This is a genomic window from Acinetobacter sp. A2 (genome assembly GCF_012371325.1).
Taxonomy (GTDB): domain Bacteria; phylum Pseudomonadota; class Gammaproteobacteria; order Pseudomonadales; family Moraxellaceae; genus Acinetobacter.
Genome location: NZ_JAAZQX010000009.1, coordinates 25,662 through 45,848 on the forward strand (window position 1 = coordinate 25,662; position 20,187 = coordinate 45,848).

Below are 20,187 nucleotides of genomic sequence, written 5' to 3' on the forward strand. Positions count from 1 at the left end.
CGATCTTGAGGATCGCCTTTGTTGTATCTGCCTTAGCTTTATTCGACTTCAGGCACATCTATTTCTAAAACATCTGCATTTTCTGAGCTTGCAGTTTCAACGGCAGTTTGTGGTTGAGCTGTATTTTCAGTTGTTACAACATTTACAGTTTGCGCTGCTTCTGTTTCAAGTTCAGGTGCATCCACATCAACCGCTAAGGGTTCTTGTAGCGTTACGCTAATACGGACTTTAGACAGGCTTTCTAGTGTATCGCCTGCTTGAATTGCTGGTTCTGCCAAAACGTGTCCTGCGGTCATGCTGAGCAGTAATGCTGCGACTATTTTCTTTGAATGCATGTAAATCCCCTTTCATTTTTACAATTGTTCTCATGCGTGCAGGCTAGTCTGCGCATACAAGTTTGCAAATTTGTGAAATTCACATAAAAAACAGCTTTTTGCTGATAAATTTTTAATGGAAATCTCCTAAAAATTAGCCAGTATGATCTAAAGTCTGACTTGCTCCCCCAAAGACGGTAATTTTCCGATAAAAATAAACCCAGAAACTTGCGCAGCAAACTTAGTCTGAGCAGCGAGTTTTGATATAGTAAGCACAATTTAGAATCTATTTTAGGAATATGCTATGTCAGCAACTCCACGCATTGGTGTATTAGGCGCAGGCGGTCGTATGGGACGCATCTTAATTCAGGCCGTTCAGGAAGCAGGCTGTCAATTGGCTGCAGCAGTTGAACGCCCAGAAAGCAGCCTGTTGGGTGCAGATGCAGGGGAGTTGGCAGGTGTTGGCACATTGGGTGTAAAAGTGGTGGGTAGCCTAGAGCAAGTATTGAGTGACTGTGATGTCGTAATCGACTTTACTGCACCTGCGGCAACCGCACAGCACTTAAAACTTTGCCGTGAAGCAGGCGTGGCTATTGTGATTGGCACCACGGGCATGAACGATGAACAAAAAGCTGTCTTGGAAGAATCGGCACAACAAACCCCAGTGGTGTATGCAGCCAACTATTCAGTTGGGGTAAACGTATCAATCAAACTGCTGGAATTAGCCGCCAAAGTTTTTGGCGATACTGTCGATATTGAAGTGATTGAAGCGCACCATCGTCATAAAGTTGATGCACCATCAGGTACAGCGTTAATGATGGGTGAGGCGATTGCGGCCACGCTTGGTCGTGATCTTAAACAAGATGCCGTTTACTGCCGTGAAGGACATACCGGTGCGCGTGAACGCAAGAGCATCGGCTTTCAAACCATTCGTGGTGGCGATATTGTCGGTGAGCATACCGCAATGTTTATTGCCGATGGTGAGCGCGTGGAAATTACTCACAAAGCCACCAACCGTATGAACTTTGCTGCAGGTGCTGTTCGTGCGGCAGCTTGGGTAGTTGGACGTGAAGCCCGTAAATACGACATGAAAGATGTACTAGGCTTTAACGATATTCAAGTTTAAATCGCCGCTGATGATAAAATAATAAAAACTGCTTGAACAAATCGTGATCTGCAGTTAAAACTAGGGTCTGATGTCATGGATGATGAAGCATCAGACCCCACACAAAACTAAAATAAGATGCACAAGATAATGAAAAAAATTCTGCCAATTCTTGGCATGATCGCCTGTAGCTGTATCACGCATGCGCAAAGCCTTGAACATGCCAAACTCAGTATTCATAAAAACAATATTAAAGTCTGGACCTATCAACAGCAGTCTAGTCCTGTATTTTTATACAAGGCAGAAACTACCTTTAATGTGCCTTTAGAAAAAGCAGCTGCTTTAATTTTAGATGTTGATCATGCTGTGAAATGGGTGCCTTATGTGGGCAGCGTTAAAGTCTTGTCACGAGATGATCAAAAAGGTGAGTTCTTATTGTATATGGTGCTGGATTTTCCATTTCCCTTGAAAGACCGAGATTTGGTGGTTAAAGGAAAAATGAGCAAAGATGCACAGGGAGTCATCAGCATTCAAAATACAGCCATTGAAGGCGGCTATCCGCTGAATCCTAACTATGTGCGTATTCGGCAGTATGAGGGAGATTGGACATTTCAGAAATTGGGCAATCAGAAAGTCAAGGTCAGTACCTATGGCTATGCTAACCCTGAAGGCTCGATTCCTTTAAGTTTTGTGAATATGTTTGTGCAGCAGCAACCGTATCAAATGCTGCAAAAAATGAAAATTGAATTAAGCAAAAGCGGTAATTATAAGGCGTTGCCGGAAATTTTGCGTTAAGTAATTGAGTTGCGCTGAATTTTTAATCTTAGAAAAATGGATGAAATCGGTGTCGATCTCATCCACGAAGTATTTCGGTCTAGCGGGTAGACTTAATAAGAAAACAGCCCTTTTTCTAAAGGAAATTCAATACCAATCGATGCACCACCATCATTGCCAAGGACATCTGAATCGCTAATCCAGCCATTCAGTTTAAGTGGAATATCTGGGCGTAAATAGTGTGTCCAAGTTAAATCCAAAGCTTTTAACTCATCTTTTTCTGGGAAAGCATAATTCGTGCCTCGATTTGATTCATTCAATTTGGCAAACATTACACGTGCATTCACGCGGTTGATACGATCAAAACGAATATCCCCACCGACTGAGATCATTTGTCCATCACCGCCCATGGCATGCGCTAAAGGATAGCCATGTTGATAGAAACCATCAGTGTAGACATGGTGGTTATAGGTAATACCTTGTGCTTTACCGTTAGTACGGGTATCTGCCCATTCGGTATAGAGTTGGAACGGCATATTTTGATAGCTTGATGAATAATCGACCCCAGCCAAATACATTTTTTTTGAAGGTAAGCCACCAGCTTCATCTTCACCTGCGTATTGTGCATAGATACCCATTGGCACTTGTAGCAATGGCTGTAGGTTTAAGCGTGCATCAAAACCTGCAACTTGGTTAGATTTATCATCATCACTGTTATTAAAGTTATCGTTGCCTTTGATTGCATTCCAAAGTGTGGATAGACTTTCTGAACGATCACCCCCACCCCACTGCATCATACGTGATGCCCCAAGTTCGAAATAAGGTAGCGGTTGTGCAGTGACACGTAAACCAATCAATTTGGCATCGGGTACATCATCATAATCATGCAATTGACCTGCAAAGGCTTGATATTGCCATGGACCAATCCAAGACAGCCATTTGTTGCTGAAAGCTTGTTGTTCAGCACGCTGCATGGTTACGCCGTAAACTGGGCGGCTAGCATCACCACGAATTAAGCTGCCGTCATGTGCAGGCCCCCAGTAGGTTGGAATTTGCCCTGCGATGAGCCATTGATTCCAAAGTTTGGCTGCAATGTACGAACCTTCAACATTGACATCTTGGTCATGGTCAATTTGTGGGTCTTTTTCTGCATTGACCCGAATTTTAGCATCCCAGTTCTGATTACCAGCATTGAGCTCTAAACCTGCTTGATATTGTGCTTTTTGTTGGTCGCCAAAAGCCTGAGGAATATGCTTTTGATCTGTTTCTGCAAAAAGAGAGGCTTTGAGCAGTTGGTTATTGGCATTTAAATGTGCCACCACTGCATCTACAACTTTTTGCTGATTGGTATTGCTGACTTTGGCTTGAGAAAGTGCACGTTGAATTTCATCACCACTCATGGGCCAAGTTGAAGTACTGATTTGAATAACACCTTGCTGATTTAGCCAGTTTAAATCGGTACGTAAGTTTTGGTCGTTTAGGACAATGCCTTGGGCAAAGCTTAAGGATGAGCTTAACGCCAGTGTTACCAGCAGCGCTTTGGGTGCAAACATGCTTATATATTCTCAGCGTTTATAAACTGTAAACAAGATAGATTTTTGAGTAGATTTTTGCAATGTGAATTGTTGAGTATTGTTGTAAATTTCAAAAGAAAATTCTTTAAAAATAGGTGAGTATTGCGATGGCGGGCTGATTTCAGCCCACCAATCACTTCAAATTAATCATCATTCTTATTGGCTTTATAGGCATAAGCATAGTTATACCCATAGCCATAACCGCCTGCTTCACGTTGAATATCATTCAAAATAAAGCCGTTTACTTTCACGCCAGCTTGTTCAAAGCGGTTGACAGTCAGTTCAAGTTCTTTCATTTGCGTCTTGGCATAACGTGCCACTACCAAATTCACACCCGCATATTGTGAAATAATAATCCCATCGGTGACTGCAAGGACTGGTGGGGTATCAATCAGAATATGGTCAAATTGACTCGACAAGTGCGTGAGCATGTCTGCAATTTTTTGCGTGCTTAACAACTCTGAAGGATTGGCAGGGCTTTTGCCGCGACTGATGATGCTTAAATTTTCAACTTCAGTACTACGCACAATATTGCCTAACTCTTGCTGACCATTCAGGTATTCGGTTAAGCCAGGCTTAGGGTCGTAATTAAAGTATTTATGCATATAACCACGACGTAAATCGGCGTCAATCAATAATACGCGCTTATCACTTTGCGCCAAAATAGTAGCCAAGTTGGTTGAAATAAACGATTTACCCAACTCTGGTGCAGGGCCAGAAATCATAATGATATTGTTTTTGGCACTGCTTAAAGCAAAGTGAATAGCAGTACGCATGCTGCGCAGGCTTTCAATGGCAATATCATCACTATTTTTAACCGCAAGAATAGGAATATTCTTTTTCTTTTTCAGAATTTTAATACGGCTTTCTTGCACAGGTGAACGTGGTACAGTGGCATAAACAGGTAAATCAAGTTCATTTTCAATTTGATTCGAGTCTTTAATACCTGAGCGCAACATATTACGCAGTAAGGCCAATAATGTGCCCAGAAAACCACCCAAGAAAACGGACAAAATCAGAATTAGTAATTTCTTTGGTTTAATTGGCTCAATCGGTTCTACAGCAGTATCGACAATACGCACATTGCCAATTTCACCTGCTTTAGCAATCCGCAGTTGTTGGTAAGAGTTAAGCAAGCCTGTATACAGCTGTTGTTTGACTTCTACTTCACGGAACAGTTGTAAATATTGGCGTTGTAATTCTGGCAAGCGTTTAAGTGTGCCATCTAACTCTGCAATGCGTTTGTTAATTGCCCCCAATTGCGCATTCATTTGCTGCATCACAGGGTGTTCGTTGGTGTACTTGGCCCCAGCTTCAGCCACTTGTTGCTCTAACTGCGCTTTTTGGGTTTCCAAAGTAATACTTTGGGTTAAATATAACTCAGATTCTTTGGTCACATCGACTGTATTAAACTGTTGGCGGAAACGGTTAAATTCACGCTCTGCGACATCTAATTGTTGTTTCAGTTCTGGGAGTTGGTCTTCCAAAAACTTTAAAGTCTGTGCCGTTTCTGCAGTACGACGCTCAATATTTTGTTGGCTATACGCTGCTAAAATGGCATTCAGTACTTGGGTAATGTGTTGTTTGTCTGACCCTTGGTAATTCAGCCCCAACACGCCCGTTAACTTACCTCTTTCTGCCACAGAGTAGTCAGTGGTTAAGCTTTTCATGGCAGCAGGTAAGCTTTGTTTTTGGATGTTATAGGCAGCGTTAAAGCTGTCTTGACTAAAAATAGCGACTTTCCACAGCCCAAATTCAGACTGTAATTGACTGACTTGGTTTAAAGGTGCAGAAAAAACCACCTGTTCGGTTTCTTCATCGGTCAAGCTGTATTTGCCTTGTGCAAATTTTAAAATTAAGTTTTTATCTTGAAAATATTGCGGGATATCGAACTGGCGAATATCAAAACTTTTTTGATTGTCTTTGAATAGCACTGACTGAGATGAATATTCACTGTCATATTCATGCTTGGCAATTAAACGATTCCAGAAACTGTCTTCTGTACCCGAAACGCGAATATTTAAATTTAGATGATCAATCACGCTGCCCAACACCAAACGTGATTTTAAAATTTCAATTTCAGCTTGTGCAGGCGATTTCTGCTCAATCATATTGGACAAATCACCCAATAACGCTGCAGAGGCCCCTTTGCTGTCTTCGACCTGTACCAAAGCATCTACTGCATAGGTGTCTGGCGTGGTTCTTAAATACAGTAAAGCGCAGACGATACTGAGTAGAACGCAAAGGGTAATCATTTTCCATTGTGCGATTAAGGAAAAAAATAATTCCTTTAAATCAATGGTGTCTTCGGTGTTGGCGGTTTGGCTCATAGTTTAAATATCAAAAAAAGTAGAATTTTAAAAAAAGCTGAATATCAAGAAACTAGATATATTTTTTCCAGTCGGCAATGCAGGCTTGAATTAACGCACAGGTTTCATCAAATACGGCCTGATCGTGCTGATAGGGGTCGGCTACGTTTTTACTTTGCCAGTGCCCCAATCTAAAAGTTTTGCCTTTGGCAAAGGGCCAGGTTTGTTCCACATGCTTTTGTTGATTTTGGCTCATCACCAAAATCAGGTCGGCTTTTTTAATTAAGTCTGCATTGAGTTTTTTTGCCACGTGTGGACTCATGTCAATGCCGTGACGTTGCATACATAAACAGGCTTTGTCATCGGCTGCATGACCAACCAAGCCTGAAATACCTGCAGATTCAATCTGTAAGTGTGGATATTGCTGTTTTAAAAAGTATTCTGCCATGGGGCTACGGCAAATATTGCCGATACATACCACCAAAATGTGATTAATTTTCATTAGTTCCCCAAACGATCTAGGTTATATAAAGCATTTGAGAATGGAATAATTTGATTGACGACACGTTGCCAGCGAGCCAAGCCTGAAGCATCGACATAGACAATATCATTGCTGCGCATTTTAAACTGATTGGCCAAACCAAAGTCGGCTATGCTGGATAAATCCATGTGATAGACTTCAGTATGTGCTGCATTCGGCTGACTACGAACCACATAAATTTTACTACGGCTGGCAGACAGTGGGTTTAAGCCCAGACTTTCCCCCAATACATCGCTTAAGCTCATGCCTTGATCACGCATAGGGAGCGATTGATTTTTACCTGATTCACCCATGACATAAATTTTTTGGTTTTCACGGTTGTTGACATACAAGGTGTCATTTGGCTGAATGAGCAAGTTGTGCAGTGACAAGCCTGCTTTTTCCAACTCTACGGTATTGAGTTGATAGCTACGCCCCTGACGCACTAAAGTCATAGAAGCATTGTCACCTTGTTGGGCATTGACCCCGCCTGCCATACCCAGTGCGGTATAGACACTCACAGGTTGATCGTTTAAATAGAATTGCCCGCCTTTCATGACATTGCCTTGTACAGAGTATCGCTGCCCTTGGTAAGACAAGACTCGTACAATCACGTCTGGGGTTTTTAAATAACGTGCCAATTGACCGCGCAACTCACGATTCACTTGCGCTAAAGATTTACCTGCCGCTTTATAACGCCCGATAATCGGAAATTGAATATAACCCTGTGAGTCAATTTGATAACCATTGGACTCAACCGCTTTTTCGTTACTAATGGTATTGGTGGGTGGGGTAATTTCAGGATATGCCCATAAATAAATAGAGAGAATATCACCTGAACTTAAGGTGTATTGGCGCTGTCGTGTATTAAATAAATGTGCATAATCCTGCTGAATATTGTGTACTGCAGGCTGTACTGCGAGCATTGAGTCTTGGGTGAGTTTAATCACATTGACCGCTGTACCCAAGTCGGTGGTATAGACCCCTTCATTTGGTAAGTCATAAGTTTGTAAACCAGAGGTGACAGCGCACCCAGTGGTGGCAAGGCCACATGCCAATAAAACAGTCAGTTGAAAATGTCGCACGCGAGATTCCATTATTAATTTTTTAAAATCTTTTAAATCAATTGCTGCCATTTTACCGAACTTGTCAAATAGGTACATAGCAATTTGTAATCATTTTGCAGATTCTGTCAAATTCTTTGCGAAAAGTGATAAAAATCACAAATTGTGAACTTACTCTAAATTTAAAAAGTTGAATATTCACAAAAACTATACACTGATGCATCTTTCAACTAGGGTCTGTTGACATTTCATAAAGGCAGCCACAGAAAAATACAAGCTAAGGCAACTGCGCTTTGAAAGTTTCGCTTTAGTTTATCAAACCGTGTAGCAATTCCTCGAAATTGCTTCAAACGACAAAATGAATTCTCAACTAAGTGTCTGATTTTATATAAATACCAGTCCATATGATCATTACTTGATCTTGTGTTTGATTTCTTCGGTATATTCGCTTTAGCACTTCTATTTTTAATCTGCTCTCTTAATGTTTCTGAATCATAGCCTGTATCCATACAGACCATTTCAGTGTCAGTTAAATCTAATTGTTCGACTAAAATAGGGCAACTTTGACATCATGGGTTGTTCCATCTGAAATAATAAATTCGATCGGGTTACCATGAGAGTCAACAGCTAAGTGGATTTTCGAACTATTACCCCCAACACTTTTTGAAATATCTTGATCAGGGATTCCTGCTGAATGTTGGTGTGCTCTAACATGAGTAGCATCAATAAATATCTATTCATGATCAGCGTTCTCTGAGAATATTTTAAATATTTACATTAGCTTATCTTTATTAGACCAACGATTGTACTTTTGAGAAATTAAGTTAGGATTACCAAAGACCTCGGGTAAATCTTTCCAAGGGCATCCTGTTCTAATACGATATAGGATTGCCTCAAAAAAATTTCTCAAATTTGATTTGAGATAAATATTAAATTTGCGGACAATAGCTTTTAACTTAGACCAGTGTTGATCATTCAACATTGTACGAGGCATAGCGAGTAGTGAATTTGGTTTGGCGATTGAATTTTACTATCTCGCTATTTTTTTATACAGCAAATGTCAACATAGCTTAATTTGAGCACAAATCATAATAGAAATTTCATAAATTTCTGCTAGTATTCCTGCCGAAAGATTCATTATTTTTCATAAAATATAGATATAAATTGTAAGGCGCTCAAATGCTACAGCTTTCAGACCTAAAAATTGCCATTATTGGTTTAGGCTATGTCGGGTTACCCCTAGCGGTAGAATTCGGCAAGCAGCTGCCTGTTGTGGGTTTTGATATTCAGCAAAAACGTATACAAGAATTACAAAGTGGACAAGATCATACTTTAGAAGTGTCGCCAGAAGAACTTAAACAAGCGATACATTTAAGCTATTCAGCCAATTTAGATGACTTACGCAGCTCCAATTTTTTTATTGTGACGGTGCCAACCCCAATTGATGAATTTAAACAACCTGATTTAACTCCACTTATTAAAGCCTCTACCAGTATTGGGAAAGTACTTAAAAAAGGCGATGTGGTGGTGTATGAGTCTACCGTTTACCCAGGTGCAACTGAAGAAGCCTGTATTCCAGTTTTGGAACAAGTGTCAGGCTTAAAGTTTAATCAGGATTTTTTTGCAGGCTATAGTCCAGAACGGATTAACCCAGGCGATAAGCTACACCGAGTCACCAATATTTTAAAAATCACTTCAGGTTCTACCCCAGAAGTGGCAGACTTTGTAGACCAAGTTTATAACTTGGTGATTGAAGCAGGTACACATAAAGCCGCTAGCATAAAAGTGGCTGAAGCAGCTAAGGTCATTGAAAATACCCAACGTGATGTGAATATTGCTTTAATTAATGAATTAGCCGTGATCTTTAATAAGTTGGGTATTGATACTGAAGCGGTTTTACAGGCTGCGGGAACCAAGTGGAATTTTTTACCTTTCCGTCCAGGTTTAGTCGGTGGGCACTGTATTGGGGTAGATCCATATTATTTAACCCATAAAGCACAGTCTATTGGTTATCATCCTGAAATTATTTTAGCGGGTCGTCGTTTAAATGATGGTATGGGCGCTTATGTGGTGACTCAGTTAGTCAAAGGGATGATTAAAAAGAAAATTCAGGTAGAAGGTGCTAAAGTTTTAGTCTTAGGCTTAAGTTTTAAAGAAAACTGCCCAGATATTCGTAATACCAAAATTATTGATATTGTGAGTGAACTGAAAGAATATCAAATAGATGTAGATGTATATGACCCTTGGATAGATGTGCAGGAGGCCGAGCATGAATATGGCATTCGCCCTGTACAGTCAGTGAGTGACAATAGCTATGATGCGATTATTTTAGCGGTCGCGCATGAGCAGTTTAAACAGATGGGGGCAGCGCAAATTCGTGCTTTGGGTAAACCAGAGCATGTACTCTATGATTTAAAATATGTGCTAGACGCGAAAGAAGCCGATATTCGACTTTAAGTAAAGTGCAAATAAATAAAAAATAGGGAATGATAAGTTTATGAGTCAATATCAAATAGTATGTGAGCAATTACAACACGCACCAAAAACTTGGTTATTAACAGGTGTGGCGGGTTTTATTGGCTCAAACTTATTAGAAGCTTTACTGAAGCTGAATCAGAAAGTTGTGGGTTTAGATAACTTTGCCACAGGTCATCAGCATAATTTGGACGAAGTGCAACACTTGGTGAGTGTAGAGCAATGGGCAAACTTTAAGTTCTATGAGGGTGATATTCGTAATCTAGAAGATTGCCAAAAAGCCTGTGCAAATGTGGACTATGTATTGCACCAAGCAGCTTTGGGTTCTGTGCCACGTTCTATTGCAGACCCAATTACGACTAATGCTGCCAATATTACAGGTTTTTTAAATATGTTGGTGGCAGCACGTGATGCTAAAGTATCTAGCTTTACGTATGCTGCCAGTAGTTCTACCTATGGTGATCATCCTGCATTGCCAAAAGTGGAAGAAAATATTGGTAACCCGCTTTCGCCTTATGCAGTCACTAAATATGTAAATGAGTTGTATGCAGATGTATTTGCAAGGACTTATGGTTTTAAAGCCATTGGTTTGCGTTATTTTAATGTGTTTGGTAAACGTCAGGATCCAAACGGTGCCTATGCTGCGGTGATTCCAAAATGGACCGCAGCCATGATTGCAGGTGATGATGTTTTCATTAATGGTGATGGTGAAACCAGTCGTGATTTCTGTTTTATTGAAAATACAGTTCAAGCGAATATTTTGGCAGCAACTACGCATAATGATGAAGCCAAAAACCAAGTCTATAATGTAGCAGTGGGCGATCGTACTACAATAAATGATTTGTATCGTGTGATTCATGCTGCACTAGCTGAAAATGGCGTGAATTACTGCAAAGATGCAGTGTATCGAGACTTCCGTGCTGGAGATGTACGTCACTCCCAAGCTAGCATTGCCAAAATTGAGAAAGCTCTGGGTTATGCACCTGAGTTTCGAATTGATGCTGGTATTCAGCTGGCCATGCGTTGGTATATTAAAAAGCTGACATGATTGCGCGTATTTTCGCCAAATATCAGTCGATTGGCTTAATTACGTCGAGTTTATTGGTAGGTGTGATAATTACATTTATCGCACTCCCTTTTTTAACGCGCCTTTATTCGGTGCAGGATTTTGGTGAATATGGCATTGCCTTGGCTGTGGTCAGCGTTTTATCGACCATTGTCAATTTGCGTCTCGATCAAGCCTTACTAGTCGCGGAAGAGCAGGACAAAAAAAGCCTGATCTTTGAAGGGGCGGTGTTCTCAACGGTCATTGCAATCATCAGTGGCATTGTCATTAGTTTTATTTTAAATGTTGAAATGGCAGGGGCTGTCGCGACAGGTGTGCTTGCCAATACCCTGATTCAAAGTCTATATAATTATCAATTTTCTGCACATAAAGAATATTTCTGTGCAGGTTTGAATATTTTTAGAAGTGCGATCGTCGTTGCGGCGCAATTGAGTTTGCCCCTGTTCATGCAGATCAGTCTGGTCAATAGCTACAATGTCAGTTCGATCCTGATGATCGTGGCGATGTTGCTCTACCTATTGAAGTATCAGCTCTATCAAGTCAGTTGGCAGGCGTTTAAAAATTATCAAGATTTTATTTATGCCAATACCCCGCATGCCTTGCTGAATAGTTTTTCGCATAATTTGCCGTATTATGTGGTGTCGCATTTTGTCGGTGTGCAGGCGATGGGTTTTTATGCCATTGTCGAGCGGACATTACGTGTGCCGATCAATCTAATTTCACAAACTTTACGTCAGTTTTTTATCCGTAAGTTTAAAAGCACGGATTCAAATAACAATGCGTTAAAGGCAAGTGTGCTTTTAAGTTTGGTGTCACTGCCTCTTTTTGCAATTTTCTTTATCTTGCCTGAATCGCTATATCTTTGGATTTTCGGTTCTGAATGGGTTGGCATCTCAACTTATTTCCAAATTTTAGCGTTGGGCTATTGGGCGGTTTTTTGTAATCCGCCAAGCTCGGCTTATTTAATTGCTAAGCGAAATAGCCAAGTCTTATTTAAACTGCAAATCGTAGAGCTAATCATTAAGTTCGCTTTATTTGCAGGCTTATATGTTTTATGTGCTGATAAAATTTATATGCTCTTGGCGGTGCCTGTGGCGCTAATCATTTATAACTTTGCCATTTTGTATGTGGTGTGGAGAAACAAAAGCTGATGTTTTTTAAACTGTTAAAACTGATGAATTGGTTCACTGCACAATGCCGTCAGCAATTTTATAACCTGGCTTTTGGCACGAAATTTCGTTATTTCGGTAAAGCCTGTACGGTCGAAATTAGTGGACAAGTGAAGATTGGTCAGAATGTTTATATTGGCGATCATGTCAGTTTAATTGTCGAGCAAGGTGCAATTTTAGAAATCGCGGATAACAGTTTTATCGGTGAAAGTTGTTATATCAAATGCTTTGGTGGCAAGGTGTCGATTGGCAAAGACGTCAGCATTAACTCGAAGTCATTTATCAATGGCTGTGGCGGTGTGAGCATTGGCGATAACACCCGTATTGGCACGCAAAGTATCATCATTGCCAGCAATCATAAATTTGGTGAACCTGATGTGTTGGTGAAAGACGCGATTACCAAACAAGGGGTCAGTTTAGGCGAAAATATTTGGCTTGGTGCACGGGTGACGGTACTTGATGGTGTGAAAATTCCAAGCGATTCGGTGATTGGCGCGTGTAGCCTCGTGTCGAAACCTTTGGATGAATCAGGTGTCTATGTCGGTAGTCCTGTTAAAAAAATCAAATCGCTCTGATCTTATTTTTTCATCCTGCATCGTGACTGCGGTTTCCATATCGTAAAGTAGATTTTCAGCGTAAAATAGCTGACTTATTTTCCTCCTTTTAAGTTGCCTCGCCTCATTCAGGTATTGTGTATGTCATTTATGGTTTCTGCTTTTCTACAGCTGTTTGATTTGGCTTATTTTATGGCAAAAGGCAGTGTGGCTTATGCACGTAAAAAAGGTGTGACCGTCGGTGAAAATTGCCGAATTTATATTAAAAGCTGGGGCTCAGAACCATTTTTGGTCAGTATTGGTGATCATGTGACCGTGACCTCAGGGGTGAAATTTATTACCCATGATGGCAGTACTTGTTTAATCAAAGATGAGCAAGGTAAACGCTACCAACGCTTTGCACCAATTCAAGTCGGTTCGCATGTATTTATTGGGGTCAATAGCATTGTTATGCCTGGTGTGAGCATTGGCTCAAATGTGGTGATTGGCGCAGGTTCAGTGGTGACCAAAGACATTCCTGATCATAGCGTGGCAATTGGCGTACCTGCCAAAGTGGTATCCAGTTTTGCAGATTATCAAGCCAAAATTCAAAGTACTTGTGCCAGTGACAGTGAGCTTGCAGGTATCACGGATTATCGTGAGCGGGTTGAGCGCGCTATGGCCATTCAAGCCTCAAAAACACCGCATTAATATTCTCCCATTTTAAAATTTAGGTCTGCATATGTTGAATAAAGTCATGTTCTTTTTGCCAAGCTTGGGCGGTGGCGGTGCAGAACGTACTGTCATTCAACTCGCCAACAGCTTTGCAGAACAAGGTCTGAATATTCATTTGGGCGTGTGTGATGTCAAAGGTGATAAAGCCAAACTCTTGCCTGAAGTCAGCCCGAAAATTCAATTGGTGAATTTTAATTGCGGTCGTGTTGTGAATAGCATCACACCCTTAAAAATGAAGCTGAAAGCTGAGCAGTATGATTGTTTGGTTGCAACACAAACCCATACCAATATTGTGGCGAGTATTGCTAAAAAACTGGCAGGCGTTCAAACCGCATTAATTTTCCGTGAAGTATCGACGCCGTCTAAAAATTTGAAATTACAGGGTGTTGCTAAATTCGTTTTAAAAACTTTGGTGAATTGGACGTATCCCATGGCACAGCAAGTGGTCTGTGTCTCCAAAGGGGTTGAAGCAGATTTTTGTGAATACTATAGCTATAAGAAAAATAACCTGAGCACCATTTATAACCCAGTGTTAGATGATGCCTATTTTGAAAAGCTCAAAGCGCCCGTTACGCATCGCTTTTTTAATAATGACAATAAAGTGATTTTAGCGGTAGGTCGCCTGACTGAAGCTAAAAACTTTGGCTTTGTGATCCGTTCTTTTAAAGCTTTATATGATCAGCATTCTGAAACCCGTCTGATTATTTTAGGTGAGGGTGAACTGCGTGCTGAATTTGAAGCTTTGGTATCGGACTTGGGCTTAAAAGATGTCGTAGATTTACCGGGCTTTGATTCAAACCCTTATGCCTATTTTAAATATGCGTCGCTATTTGTTTTAAGCTCAAATTGGGAAGGTCTACCGGGGGTACTGATTCAGGCACTTGCCTCTAAAGTGAAAGTGGTGAGTACTGATTGTCCAAGTGGACCAATGGAAATTTTAGACCATGCTAAATTTGGCTTATTGGTTGAATGCAATGATCAAGCAGGTTTGACACAAGCCATGCAACAGGCAATTTTTGCCGATTATGTACATTATTCAGAAACTGATTTTGAAGCGCATATTCAGCAATTCCACAAGGCAACGGTATTGAAGCAGTACTTAAACATGATGGAGTCTGCAACATGAGCAAACCGTTGATGGTGCATGTGATCACCAACTTTGCAGGCGTGGGGGGTGCCGAAATGATGTTGGCACGCTTAATTCAGCAAACTGAGCATGACTATCAGCACGTGATCATTGCACTGATGAAAACTTCCAAGGTGTATCAAAGTACTTTAGAGCGTTGTCAGTCGCATTATGCGCTCGGTTGGAATGGTTTAAATACGCTGAGTACGGTGAGTAAGCTGCGCGCATTACTCAAAAATCTACAGCCCGCAACGGTGCAATGCTGGATGTACCATGCTAATGCCTTAACCAGTTTGAGTGTCATTTGCTTAGCAAAAAAACCAAAGGTGGTATGGGGCATTCATCACTCGCTTGCTTCCCCGAAAGATGAATCCATTAGCACGAAAATTGCCTTGGGTTTAAGTAAAATACTGTCACAGCAAGCCAGTGCTATTATTTATTGTGCGCATTCGTCCATGCAACAGCATCAGGCGTTCGGCTTTAAAAATGGCAATAGCCAAGTGATTGCCAATGGTGTTTTTCTCGATAAGTTTCAGCCAAATTTACAGTTAAATGAACCAACCGTGATTGGTTTTGCAGGACGTTATCACACCGCCAAAGGTTATCCGTATTTGTTTGAAACCATGGGTTTACTGAAAGATAAAAACATCATCTTTAAAGTCGCAGGTAGTGGTGCAAGCTTAGATAACGTGGAAGTGAAAGCTTTATTTGAGCAGTATCAGTTAGATACTCAAAAAGTGCATTTGCTTGATCAAATCTCGGATATGCCTGCTTTTTATCAATCCATTGATGCATTCCTCATGACCTCAATTACCGAAGGTTTTCCGAATGTGTTGGTCGAAGCCATGGCTTCAGGACTGCCATGTATCAGTACAGATGTTGGCGATGCCAAATATATTGTGCAGGATTTAGGAAGTATTGTTCCACCACGTAATGCGCAAGCTTTGGCGGATGCCATTTTGGCATATGTACAAAAGACAGAAGCACAAAAACAAAGTTTAAAACAGGCGACGCGTGAACGGGTAGAGCAGAATTTCAGTATTGAAACTGTTAGCCGTCAATATATGCAGGTGTGGAGCCAACAGGCATGAAGTTTTTAATGATCAGCAGTTTTTTGCCATCGGTACTCAATTTTCGTGGCAAGTTATTAGAAGCGATTTCTGCCCACGGCTATGAAATTCACATCATGGCACCTGAGTTTGCAAACTTTCCTGAAGAACAACAGAAATTGGAAGCACTTGGCTATCATTTACATGAAATTCCAATGCAACGCACCGGCACCAATCCAGTTGCAGACTTAAAATTACTTAAAAACCTGTATCAGCAGATTCATCGTATTCAGCCTGACTATGTGCTGTCCTATACCATTAAACCGGTTATTTACGGTACGCTTGCGGCTTGGCTTGCGAAAGTACCGCATCGTTTTGCTTTAATTACAGGTCTGGGCTATGCCTTTCAAAATGTGGAATCTGGCAAGCGTAGTCTGTTTCAAAAGCTGGTGCATGGCTTATATGCCCAAGCGCTCAAACGTAGCGATAAAGTCTTTTTTCAAAACCCAGACGATTTAAAGCTATTCCAAGACATGCATTTGCTTGATGCCAATAAACCAACGGTGGTGGTGAATGGTTCAGGGGTGAATGTGCAAGACTTTGATGTCATGCCTTTACCCAAAAATGAACAAGGGCAGGTCAAAGCCGCATTCTTACTCATTGCACGCCTTTTGGGTGATAAAGGCGTACGTGAATATGCTGAATCGGCACGTATCATCAAAGAAAAGCATCCTGAAGCGGAATTTCAATTGGTCGGTTGGATTGATGATAATCCATCAGCTATTTCTAGAGCCGAACTTGATACATGGATTGCCGATGATCGCCTCAAATATTGGGGCAAACTCAGTGACGTTCGTCCTGCAATTGCAGAATGCTCGGTCTACGTGTTGCCCTCCTACCGTGAAGGCACGCCACGTACGGTATTAGAGGCGATGGCTATGGGACGAGCGATTATTACCACTGATGCACCAGGTTGTCGCGAAACGGTATCGCACGGTGTGAACGGTTATTTGGTTGGAGTCAAGTCTGTAGATGATTTGGTGCAAAGCATGCAATACTTTGTTGAAGATCCAAAACTGACTGAGTATATGGGAAAGCGTTCGCGGGAAATTGCGCTGAATAAATATGATGTGCATCAAGTGAATAAGCACATGATGGCTGAAATGGATATCCATTAAAGGCGATTTACCCAATTTTAGAGACGATCCAGATGACCTTAAAATATATAAAAAGTGATTTATACCGTTATACCGGCAATGTCAGTTTTAAAACTTTTTTGAAAACTTATTTTTTCAATCGCGGTTTTAATTTTTCATTTTGGTTACGTTTAGCCAGCGCTCAAAGCAAGTGGGCAAAACTGGCCTATCCTATTTATTATTATAAAAAAAAGCAGTACGGCATTGATATTAATACCACGACTCAAATTGGCTACGGCTTGTTTATTGGGCATGGCGGGCCGTTGGTCGTTAATCCGACAACCGTGATTGGCAATAATGTGAATTTATCGCAATTTACCACCATTGGTGCAAATGGCGGCCGTCAAGCCGCAGAAATTGGCGATAATGTTTATATAGGGCCAAATGTCTGCATTATTGAGCATGTCAAAATTGGCAATAATGCCACTATAGGTGCGGGCAGCGTTGTGACAAAAGATATTCCTGAAAATGCAACTGCGGTAGGAAACTACGCAAAGGTGATCAGCATGAATAATCCGGGTCATGCAGTTAATCGTCGTTGGACAGATCTCTAAACGGCTATATGGTTTAGCAGCTTTTAGAATGGGGAATACTTGAATCCCTGTGATGTTGAAATATTTTACAAATCTGATGGCTTTGGACAGGGTATAATCATTGCTAGAAATGAATATTGACTCCGCCATTTTTATCTAACCTCAAGAGTGAACCATGTTAAAGCGCTTATTGGATATTGTGATTGCATCATCTGCGCTAGTGCTGCTGTCTCCTGTATATGCTTTTGTGGCATATAAGGTGCGAAAAAATTTGGGTTCACCCGTGTTGTTCCGTCAGGTGCGTCCGGGGCTCAATGGCAAACCTTTTGAAATGATCAAATTCCGCAGTATGAAAGATGCGGTTGATGCACAAGGTCATTCCTTGCCTGACAGTGAGCGTTTAACACCCTTTGGTCAAATGCTGCGTTCCAGCAGTTTGGATGAAATGCCTGAACTGTGGAATGTGATTAAAGGTGAGATGAGCATTGTCGGGCCACGACCACTGCTGATGGAATATTTACCCCTCTATAATGAGCAACAAGCCAAACGTCATAACGTGCGTCCGGGCATCACAGGGTATGCGCAAGTGAATGGTCGTAATGCCATTTCATGGGAAAAGAAATTTGAGCTAGACACATGGTATGTCGAAAACCGTTCATTATGGCTTGATTTTAAAATCATGTTCAAAACCATAAAAAAAGTCATCGCCAAAGATGATATTAGTGCCGAAGGCGAGGCAACCATGAGTAAATTTGCCGGCACACCGGAACACAAAAAATGACAACACTTTATGCAATTTATGGTGCTTCAGGTTGTGGGCGCAGTCTGATGCCCATTGCCCGTCAGCAATTGGCGCGTGAACAAGATCAATCTGAAATTGTCTTTATTGATGATGCTTTGACAGAAATCGGTTTGGTGAATGGTCATCGTGCTATGAATTATCAAGCATTTTTAGACCAATCAGCCTCTGAAAAATACGTGCAAATTGCGATTGCCAATAGTTGTGTACGAGAAAAAATTGCTCATCGTTTAGAAGCCGATGGTATTCAGCTTTGGTCGATCTCTGCCGATAACGTGATTTTCATGGATGAGGTTCAAATCGCGGAAGGTTCAGCTTTAAGCCCATTTGTTACGATTACCTCCAACATTAAAATCGGCAAATGCTTCCATGCCAATTTATACAGCTATGTGGAGCATGATTGTGTGATTGGGGATTTCGTTACCTTTGCGCCAGGCGTAAAATGCAACGGCAATATTCATATTCATGACCATGCCTATATTGGCGCAGGTGCCATGATTAAGCAGGGCACGCCCGATCAGCCATTGGTGATTGGCAAAGGCGCGATTGTCGGCATGGGTGCCGTAGTCACCAAAAGTGTCCCTGCGGGCGCAACAGTGGTGGGTAATCCTGCGCGGATTGTCACGACTTCACAGTAATACGTTTTAGGAAAATTCCATGTTAAACAGTGCATTTGAACCTTGGCCAAGCTTTACTCAAGCAGAAGCCGATGCGGTATCAAAAGTCCTTTTATCTAATAAGGTGAATTATTGGACTGGTCAAGAATGCCGTGAATTTGAAAAGGAATTTGCACAGTTTGCAGGAACCAAGCATGCAGTTGCCGTGGCCAATGGTACAGTCGCACTCGATTTAGCACTCAAAGCCTTAGGTATTGGTGCAGGCGATGATGTGATTGTCACCTCACGTACGTTTTTAGCTTCGGCAAGCTCGATTGTGACTGCAGGTGCTAATCCTATTTTCGCTGATGTAGAGCTGGCTTCCCAGAATATTTCTTGCCGTACCATTGAAGCAGTGATTACGCCGAATACCAAAGCGATTATTTGTGTACATTTGGCAGGCTGGATGTGTGATATGGATCCGATCATGCAGTTGGCTGAGGAAAAAGGCATTTTTGTGATTGAGGATTGTGCCCAAGCGCATGGTGCAATGTACAAAGGCAAATCAGCAGGTTCAATCGGGCATATTGGTGCATGGTCTTTCTGCCAAGACAAGATTATGACCACTGGCGGTGAAGGCGGCATGGTCACTACCAATGACGAAAGTTTGTGGAAAAAAATGTGGTCGTATAAAGATCACGGCAAAAACTTTGATAGCGTGTATAACAAGCAACATCCGCCGGGATTCCGCTGGCTGCATGACTCATTTGGCACCAACTGGCGCATGATGGAAATGCAGGCGGTGATTGGCCGTTTACAGCTCAAACAAATGCCAGAATGGACTGCAAAACGTAATGCCAATATGGCGCGTATCCAAGTGGCGTTTGAAAATAGTCCGTATTTTACTGTAGCAAAACCATCATCTGATTATGTGCATGCAGCCTATAAATGCTATGTGCAAGTCAATGTGGATGCGCTGCCTGAGGGCTGGTCACGTGATCGCATCATGGCGGAAATTAGCGCGCAAGCGGTGCCATGTTTTAGTGGCTCATGTTCAGAAGTCTATTTAGAAAAAGCCTTTGATGGCACACCGTGGCGTCCAGAGAAACGTTTAGCCAATGCCAAAGCCTTAGGTGAAAGCAGTCTGATGTTTCTAGTGCATCCAACATTGTCTGAGCAAAGCCTGCAAAAAACCGTAGATGCCATTCAAAGCGTGATCGCCAAGATTCACGCTTAAAACAGCGTATAAT

At 41.5% G+C, this 20,187-nt stretch carries 19 protein-coding genes and 1 pseudogene; 14 read left to right on the forward strand and 6 right to left on the reverse strand.

Annotated elements, in window-relative coordinates; translation table 11 throughout:
• Positions 1-38: 38 nt before the first annotated feature.
• On the reverse strand, positions 39-335 hold the full coding sequence (locus HHA43_RS05045) for a hypothetical protein (protein ID WP_168541888.1): 297 nt from the start codon (positions 333-335) through the stop codon (positions 39-41).
• Positions 336-618: 283 nt separating this feature from the next.
• Here HHA43_RS05045 and dapB point away from each other — a divergent pair, with 283 nt between their 5' ends.
• Together dapB and HHA43_RS05055 are read left to right on the forward strand one after the other, a co-directional pair.
• Positions 619-1,440 (forward strand): 4-hydroxy-tetrahydrodipicolinate reductase, encoded by an 822-nt coding sequence (dapB, locus tag HHA43_RS05050; protein ID WP_168541890.1) that lies wholly within the window; start codon positions 619-621, stop codon positions 1,438-1,440.
• Positions 1,441-1,596: 156 nt separating this feature from the next.
• Complete coding sequence (locus HHA43_RS05055) at positions 1,597-2,214, forward strand: START domain-containing protein (RefSeq protein ID WP_416240601.1); 618 nt, start codon at positions 1,597-1,599, stop codon at positions 2,212-2,214.
• Positions 2,215-2,306: 92 nt separating this feature from the next.
• Here HHA43_RS05055 and HHA43_RS05060 read toward each other — a convergent pair whose 3' ends face one another.
• The 5 genes and pseudogenes from HHA43_RS05060 to HHA43_RS05080 form a co-directional block, all read right to left on the reverse strand.
• Positions 2,307-3,746, reverse strand: a complete 1,440-nt coding sequence (locus tag HHA43_RS05060) for a capsule assembly Wzi family protein (RefSeq protein WP_168541894.1) — start codon at positions 3,744-3,746, stop codon at positions 2,307-2,309.
• Between the two features lie 164 nt (positions 3,747-3,910).
• Positions 3,911-6,097, reverse strand: a complete 2,187-nt coding sequence (locus HHA43_RS05065) for a polysaccharide biosynthesis tyrosine autokinase (protein ID WP_168541896.1) — start codon at positions 6,095-6,097, stop codon at positions 3,911-3,913.
• A 52-nt stretch (positions 6,098-6,149) separates the two neighbouring features.
• Positions 6,150-6,578 carry a low molecular weight protein-tyrosine-phosphatase gene (locus HHA43_RS05070; protein WP_168541898.1) on the reverse strand — a complete coding sequence of 143 codons (429 nt, stop codon included), beginning with the start codon at positions 6,576-6,578 and terminating at the stop codon, positions 6,150-6,152.
• Complete coding sequence (locus HHA43_RS05075; protein ID WP_323126715.1) at positions 6,578-7,681, reverse strand: polysaccharide biosynthesis/export family protein; 1,104 nt, start codon at positions 7,679-7,681, stop codon at positions 6,578-6,580. The genes HHA43_RS05070 and HHA43_RS05075 overlap by 1 nt, the downstream gene beginning before the upstream one ends.
• Positions 7,682-7,908: 227 nt before the next feature.
• A pseudogene (locus HHA43_RS05080) lies at positions 7,909-8,654 on the reverse strand (IS5 family transposase).
• Between the two features lie 185 nt (positions 8,655-8,839).
• Here HHA43_RS05080 and tviB point away from each other — a divergent pair.
• The 12 genes from tviB (at position 8,840) to HHA43_RS05140 (ending at position 20,174) form a co-directional block, all read left to right on the forward strand.
• Entirely contained in the window at positions 8,840-10,117 is a 1,278-nt protein-coding gene (gene tviB, locus HHA43_RS05085) for a Vi polysaccharide biosynthesis UDP-N-acetylglucosamine C-6 dehydrogenase TviB (protein ID WP_168541902.1), read from the forward strand.
• Positions 10,118-10,157: 40 nt separating this feature from the next.
• A complete protein-coding gene (locus tag HHA43_RS05090) occupies positions 10,158-11,183 on the forward strand; it encodes an NAD-dependent epimerase/dehydratase family protein (RefSeq protein ID WP_168541904.1) in 1,026 nt (341 codons plus the stop codon).
• The gene (locus tag HHA43_RS05095; RefSeq protein WP_168541906.1) at positions 11,180-12,352 is read left to right on the forward strand and encodes an oligosaccharide flippase family protein; all 1,173 of its coding nucleotides are present in this window, start codon (positions 11,180-11,182) and stop codon (positions 12,350-12,352) included. Before HHA43_RS05090 ends, HHA43_RS05095 begins: the two co-directional genes overlap by 4 nt.
• Positions 12,352-12,945, forward strand: a complete 594-nt coding sequence (locus tag HHA43_RS05100) for an acyltransferase (protein WP_168541908.1) — start codon at positions 12,352-12,354, stop codon at positions 12,943-12,945. The genes HHA43_RS05095 and HHA43_RS05100 overlap by 1 nt, the downstream gene beginning before the upstream one ends.
• Before the next feature lie 120 nt (positions 12,946-13,065).
• On the forward strand, positions 13,066-13,614 hold the full coding sequence (locus HHA43_RS05105) for an acyltransferase (protein ID WP_168541910.1): 549 nt from the start codon (positions 13,066-13,068) through the stop codon (positions 13,612-13,614).
• Between the two features lie 31 nt (positions 13,615-13,645).
• The gene (locus tag HHA43_RS05110; RefSeq protein WP_168541912.1) at positions 13,646-14,764 is read left to right on the forward strand and encodes a glycosyltransferase; all 1,119 of its coding nucleotides are present in this window, start codon (positions 13,646-13,648) and stop codon (positions 14,762-14,764) included.
• Positions 14,761-15,855 (forward strand): glycosyltransferase, encoded by a 1,095-nt coding sequence (locus tag HHA43_RS05115; protein WP_168541914.1) that lies wholly within the window; start codon positions 14,761-14,763, stop codon positions 15,853-15,855. Before HHA43_RS05110 ends, HHA43_RS05115 begins: the two co-directional genes overlap by 4 nt.
• On the forward strand, positions 15,852-16,991 hold the full coding sequence (locus HHA43_RS05120) for a glycosyltransferase family 4 protein (protein WP_168541916.1): 1,140 nt from the start codon (positions 15,852-15,854) through the stop codon (positions 16,989-16,991). Before HHA43_RS05115 ends, HHA43_RS05120 begins: the two co-directional genes overlap by 4 nt.
• 32 nt (positions 16,992-17,023) lie before the next feature.
• The gene (locus HHA43_RS05125; protein ID WP_168541918.1) at positions 17,024-17,563 is read left to right on the forward strand and encodes a serine O-acetyltransferase; all 540 of its coding nucleotides are present in this window, start codon (positions 17,024-17,026) and stop codon (positions 17,561-17,563) included.
• A 154-nt stretch (positions 17,564-17,717) separates the two neighbouring features.
• On the forward strand, positions 17,718-18,323 hold the full coding sequence (locus HHA43_RS05130; RefSeq protein WP_168541920.1) for a sugar transferase: 606 nt from the start codon (positions 17,718-17,720) through the stop codon (positions 18,321-18,323).
• On the forward strand, positions 18,320-18,979 hold the full coding sequence (locus HHA43_RS05135) for an acetyltransferase (protein WP_168541922.1): 660 nt from the start codon (positions 18,320-18,322) through the stop codon (positions 18,977-18,979). The genes HHA43_RS05130 and HHA43_RS05135 overlap by 4 nt, the downstream gene beginning before the upstream one ends.
• Before the next feature lie 19 nt (positions 18,980-18,998).
• Entirely contained in the window at positions 18,999-20,174 is a 1,176-nt protein-coding gene (locus HHA43_RS05140) for a DegT/DnrJ/EryC1/StrS family aminotransferase (RefSeq protein ID WP_168541924.1), read from the forward strand.
• Positions 20,175-20,187 lie beyond the last annotated feature (13 nt).

Coding starts and splice junctions, on each gene's coding strand:
- HHA43_RS05110 (WP_168541912.1), top strand. CDS start 13,646: ATGTTGAATAAAGTCATGTTCTTTTTGCCAAGCTTGGGCGGTGGCGGT.
- HHA43_RS05065 (WP_168541896.1), bottom strand. CDS start 6,097: ATGAGCCAAACCGCCAACACCGAAGACACCATTGATTTAAAGGAATTA.
- HHA43_RS05100 (WP_168541908.1), top strand. CDS start 12,352: ATGTTTTTTAAACTGTTAAAACTGATGAATTGGTTCACTGCACAATGC.
- HHA43_RS05115 (WP_168541914.1), top strand. CDS start 14,761: ATGAGCAAACCGTTGATGGTGCATGTGATCACCAACTTTGCAGGCGTG.
- HHA43_RS05125 (WP_168541918.1), top strand. CDS start 17,024: ATGACCTTAAAATATATAAAAAGTGATTTATACCGTTATACCGGCAAT.
- HHA43_RS05095 (WP_168541906.1), top strand. CDS start 11,180: ATGATTGCGCGTATTTTCGCCAAATATCAGTCGATTGGCTTAATTACG.
- HHA43_RS05105 (WP_168541910.1), top strand. CDS start 13,066: ATGTCATTTATGGTTTCTGCTTTTCTACAGCTGTTTGATTTGGCTTAT.
- HHA43_RS05140 (WP_168541924.1), top strand. CDS start 18,999: ATGTTAAACAGTGCATTTGAACCTTGGCCAAGCTTTACTCAAGCAGAA.
- HHA43_RS05090 (WP_168541904.1), top strand. CDS start 10,158: ATGAGTCAATATCAAATAGTATGTGAGCAATTACAACACGCACCAAAA.
- HHA43_RS05055 (WP_416240601.1), top strand. CDS start 1,597: ATGATCGCCTGTAGCTGTATCACGCATGCGCAAAGCCTTGAACATGCC.
- tviB (WP_168541902.1), top strand. CDS start 8,840: ATGCTACAGCTTTCAGACCTAAAAATTGCCATTATTGGTTTAGGCTAT.
- HHA43_RS05045 (WP_168541888.1), bottom strand. CDS start 335: ATGCATTCAAAGAAAATAGTCGCAGCATTACTGCTCAGCATGACCGCA.
- HHA43_RS05060 (WP_168541894.1), bottom strand. CDS start 3,746: ATGTTTGCACCCAAAGCGCTGCTGGTAACACTGGCGTTAAGCTCATCC.
- dapB (WP_168541890.1), top strand. CDS start 619: ATGTCAGCAACTCCACGCATTGGTGTATTAGGCGCAGGCGGTCGTATG.
- HHA43_RS05135 (WP_168541922.1), top strand. CDS start 18,320: ATGACAACACTTTATGCAATTTATGGTGCTTCAGGTTGTGGGCGCAGT.
- HHA43_RS05070 (WP_168541898.1), bottom strand. CDS start 6,578: ATGAAAATTAATCACATTTTGGTGGTATGTATCGGCAATATTTGCCGT.
- HHA43_RS05120 (WP_168541916.1), top strand. CDS start 15,852: ATGAAGTTTTTAATGATCAGCAGTTTTTTGCCATCGGTACTCAATTTT.
- HHA43_RS05130 (WP_168541920.1), top strand. CDS start 17,718: ATGTTAAAGCGCTTATTGGATATTGTGATTGCATCATCTGCGCTAGTG.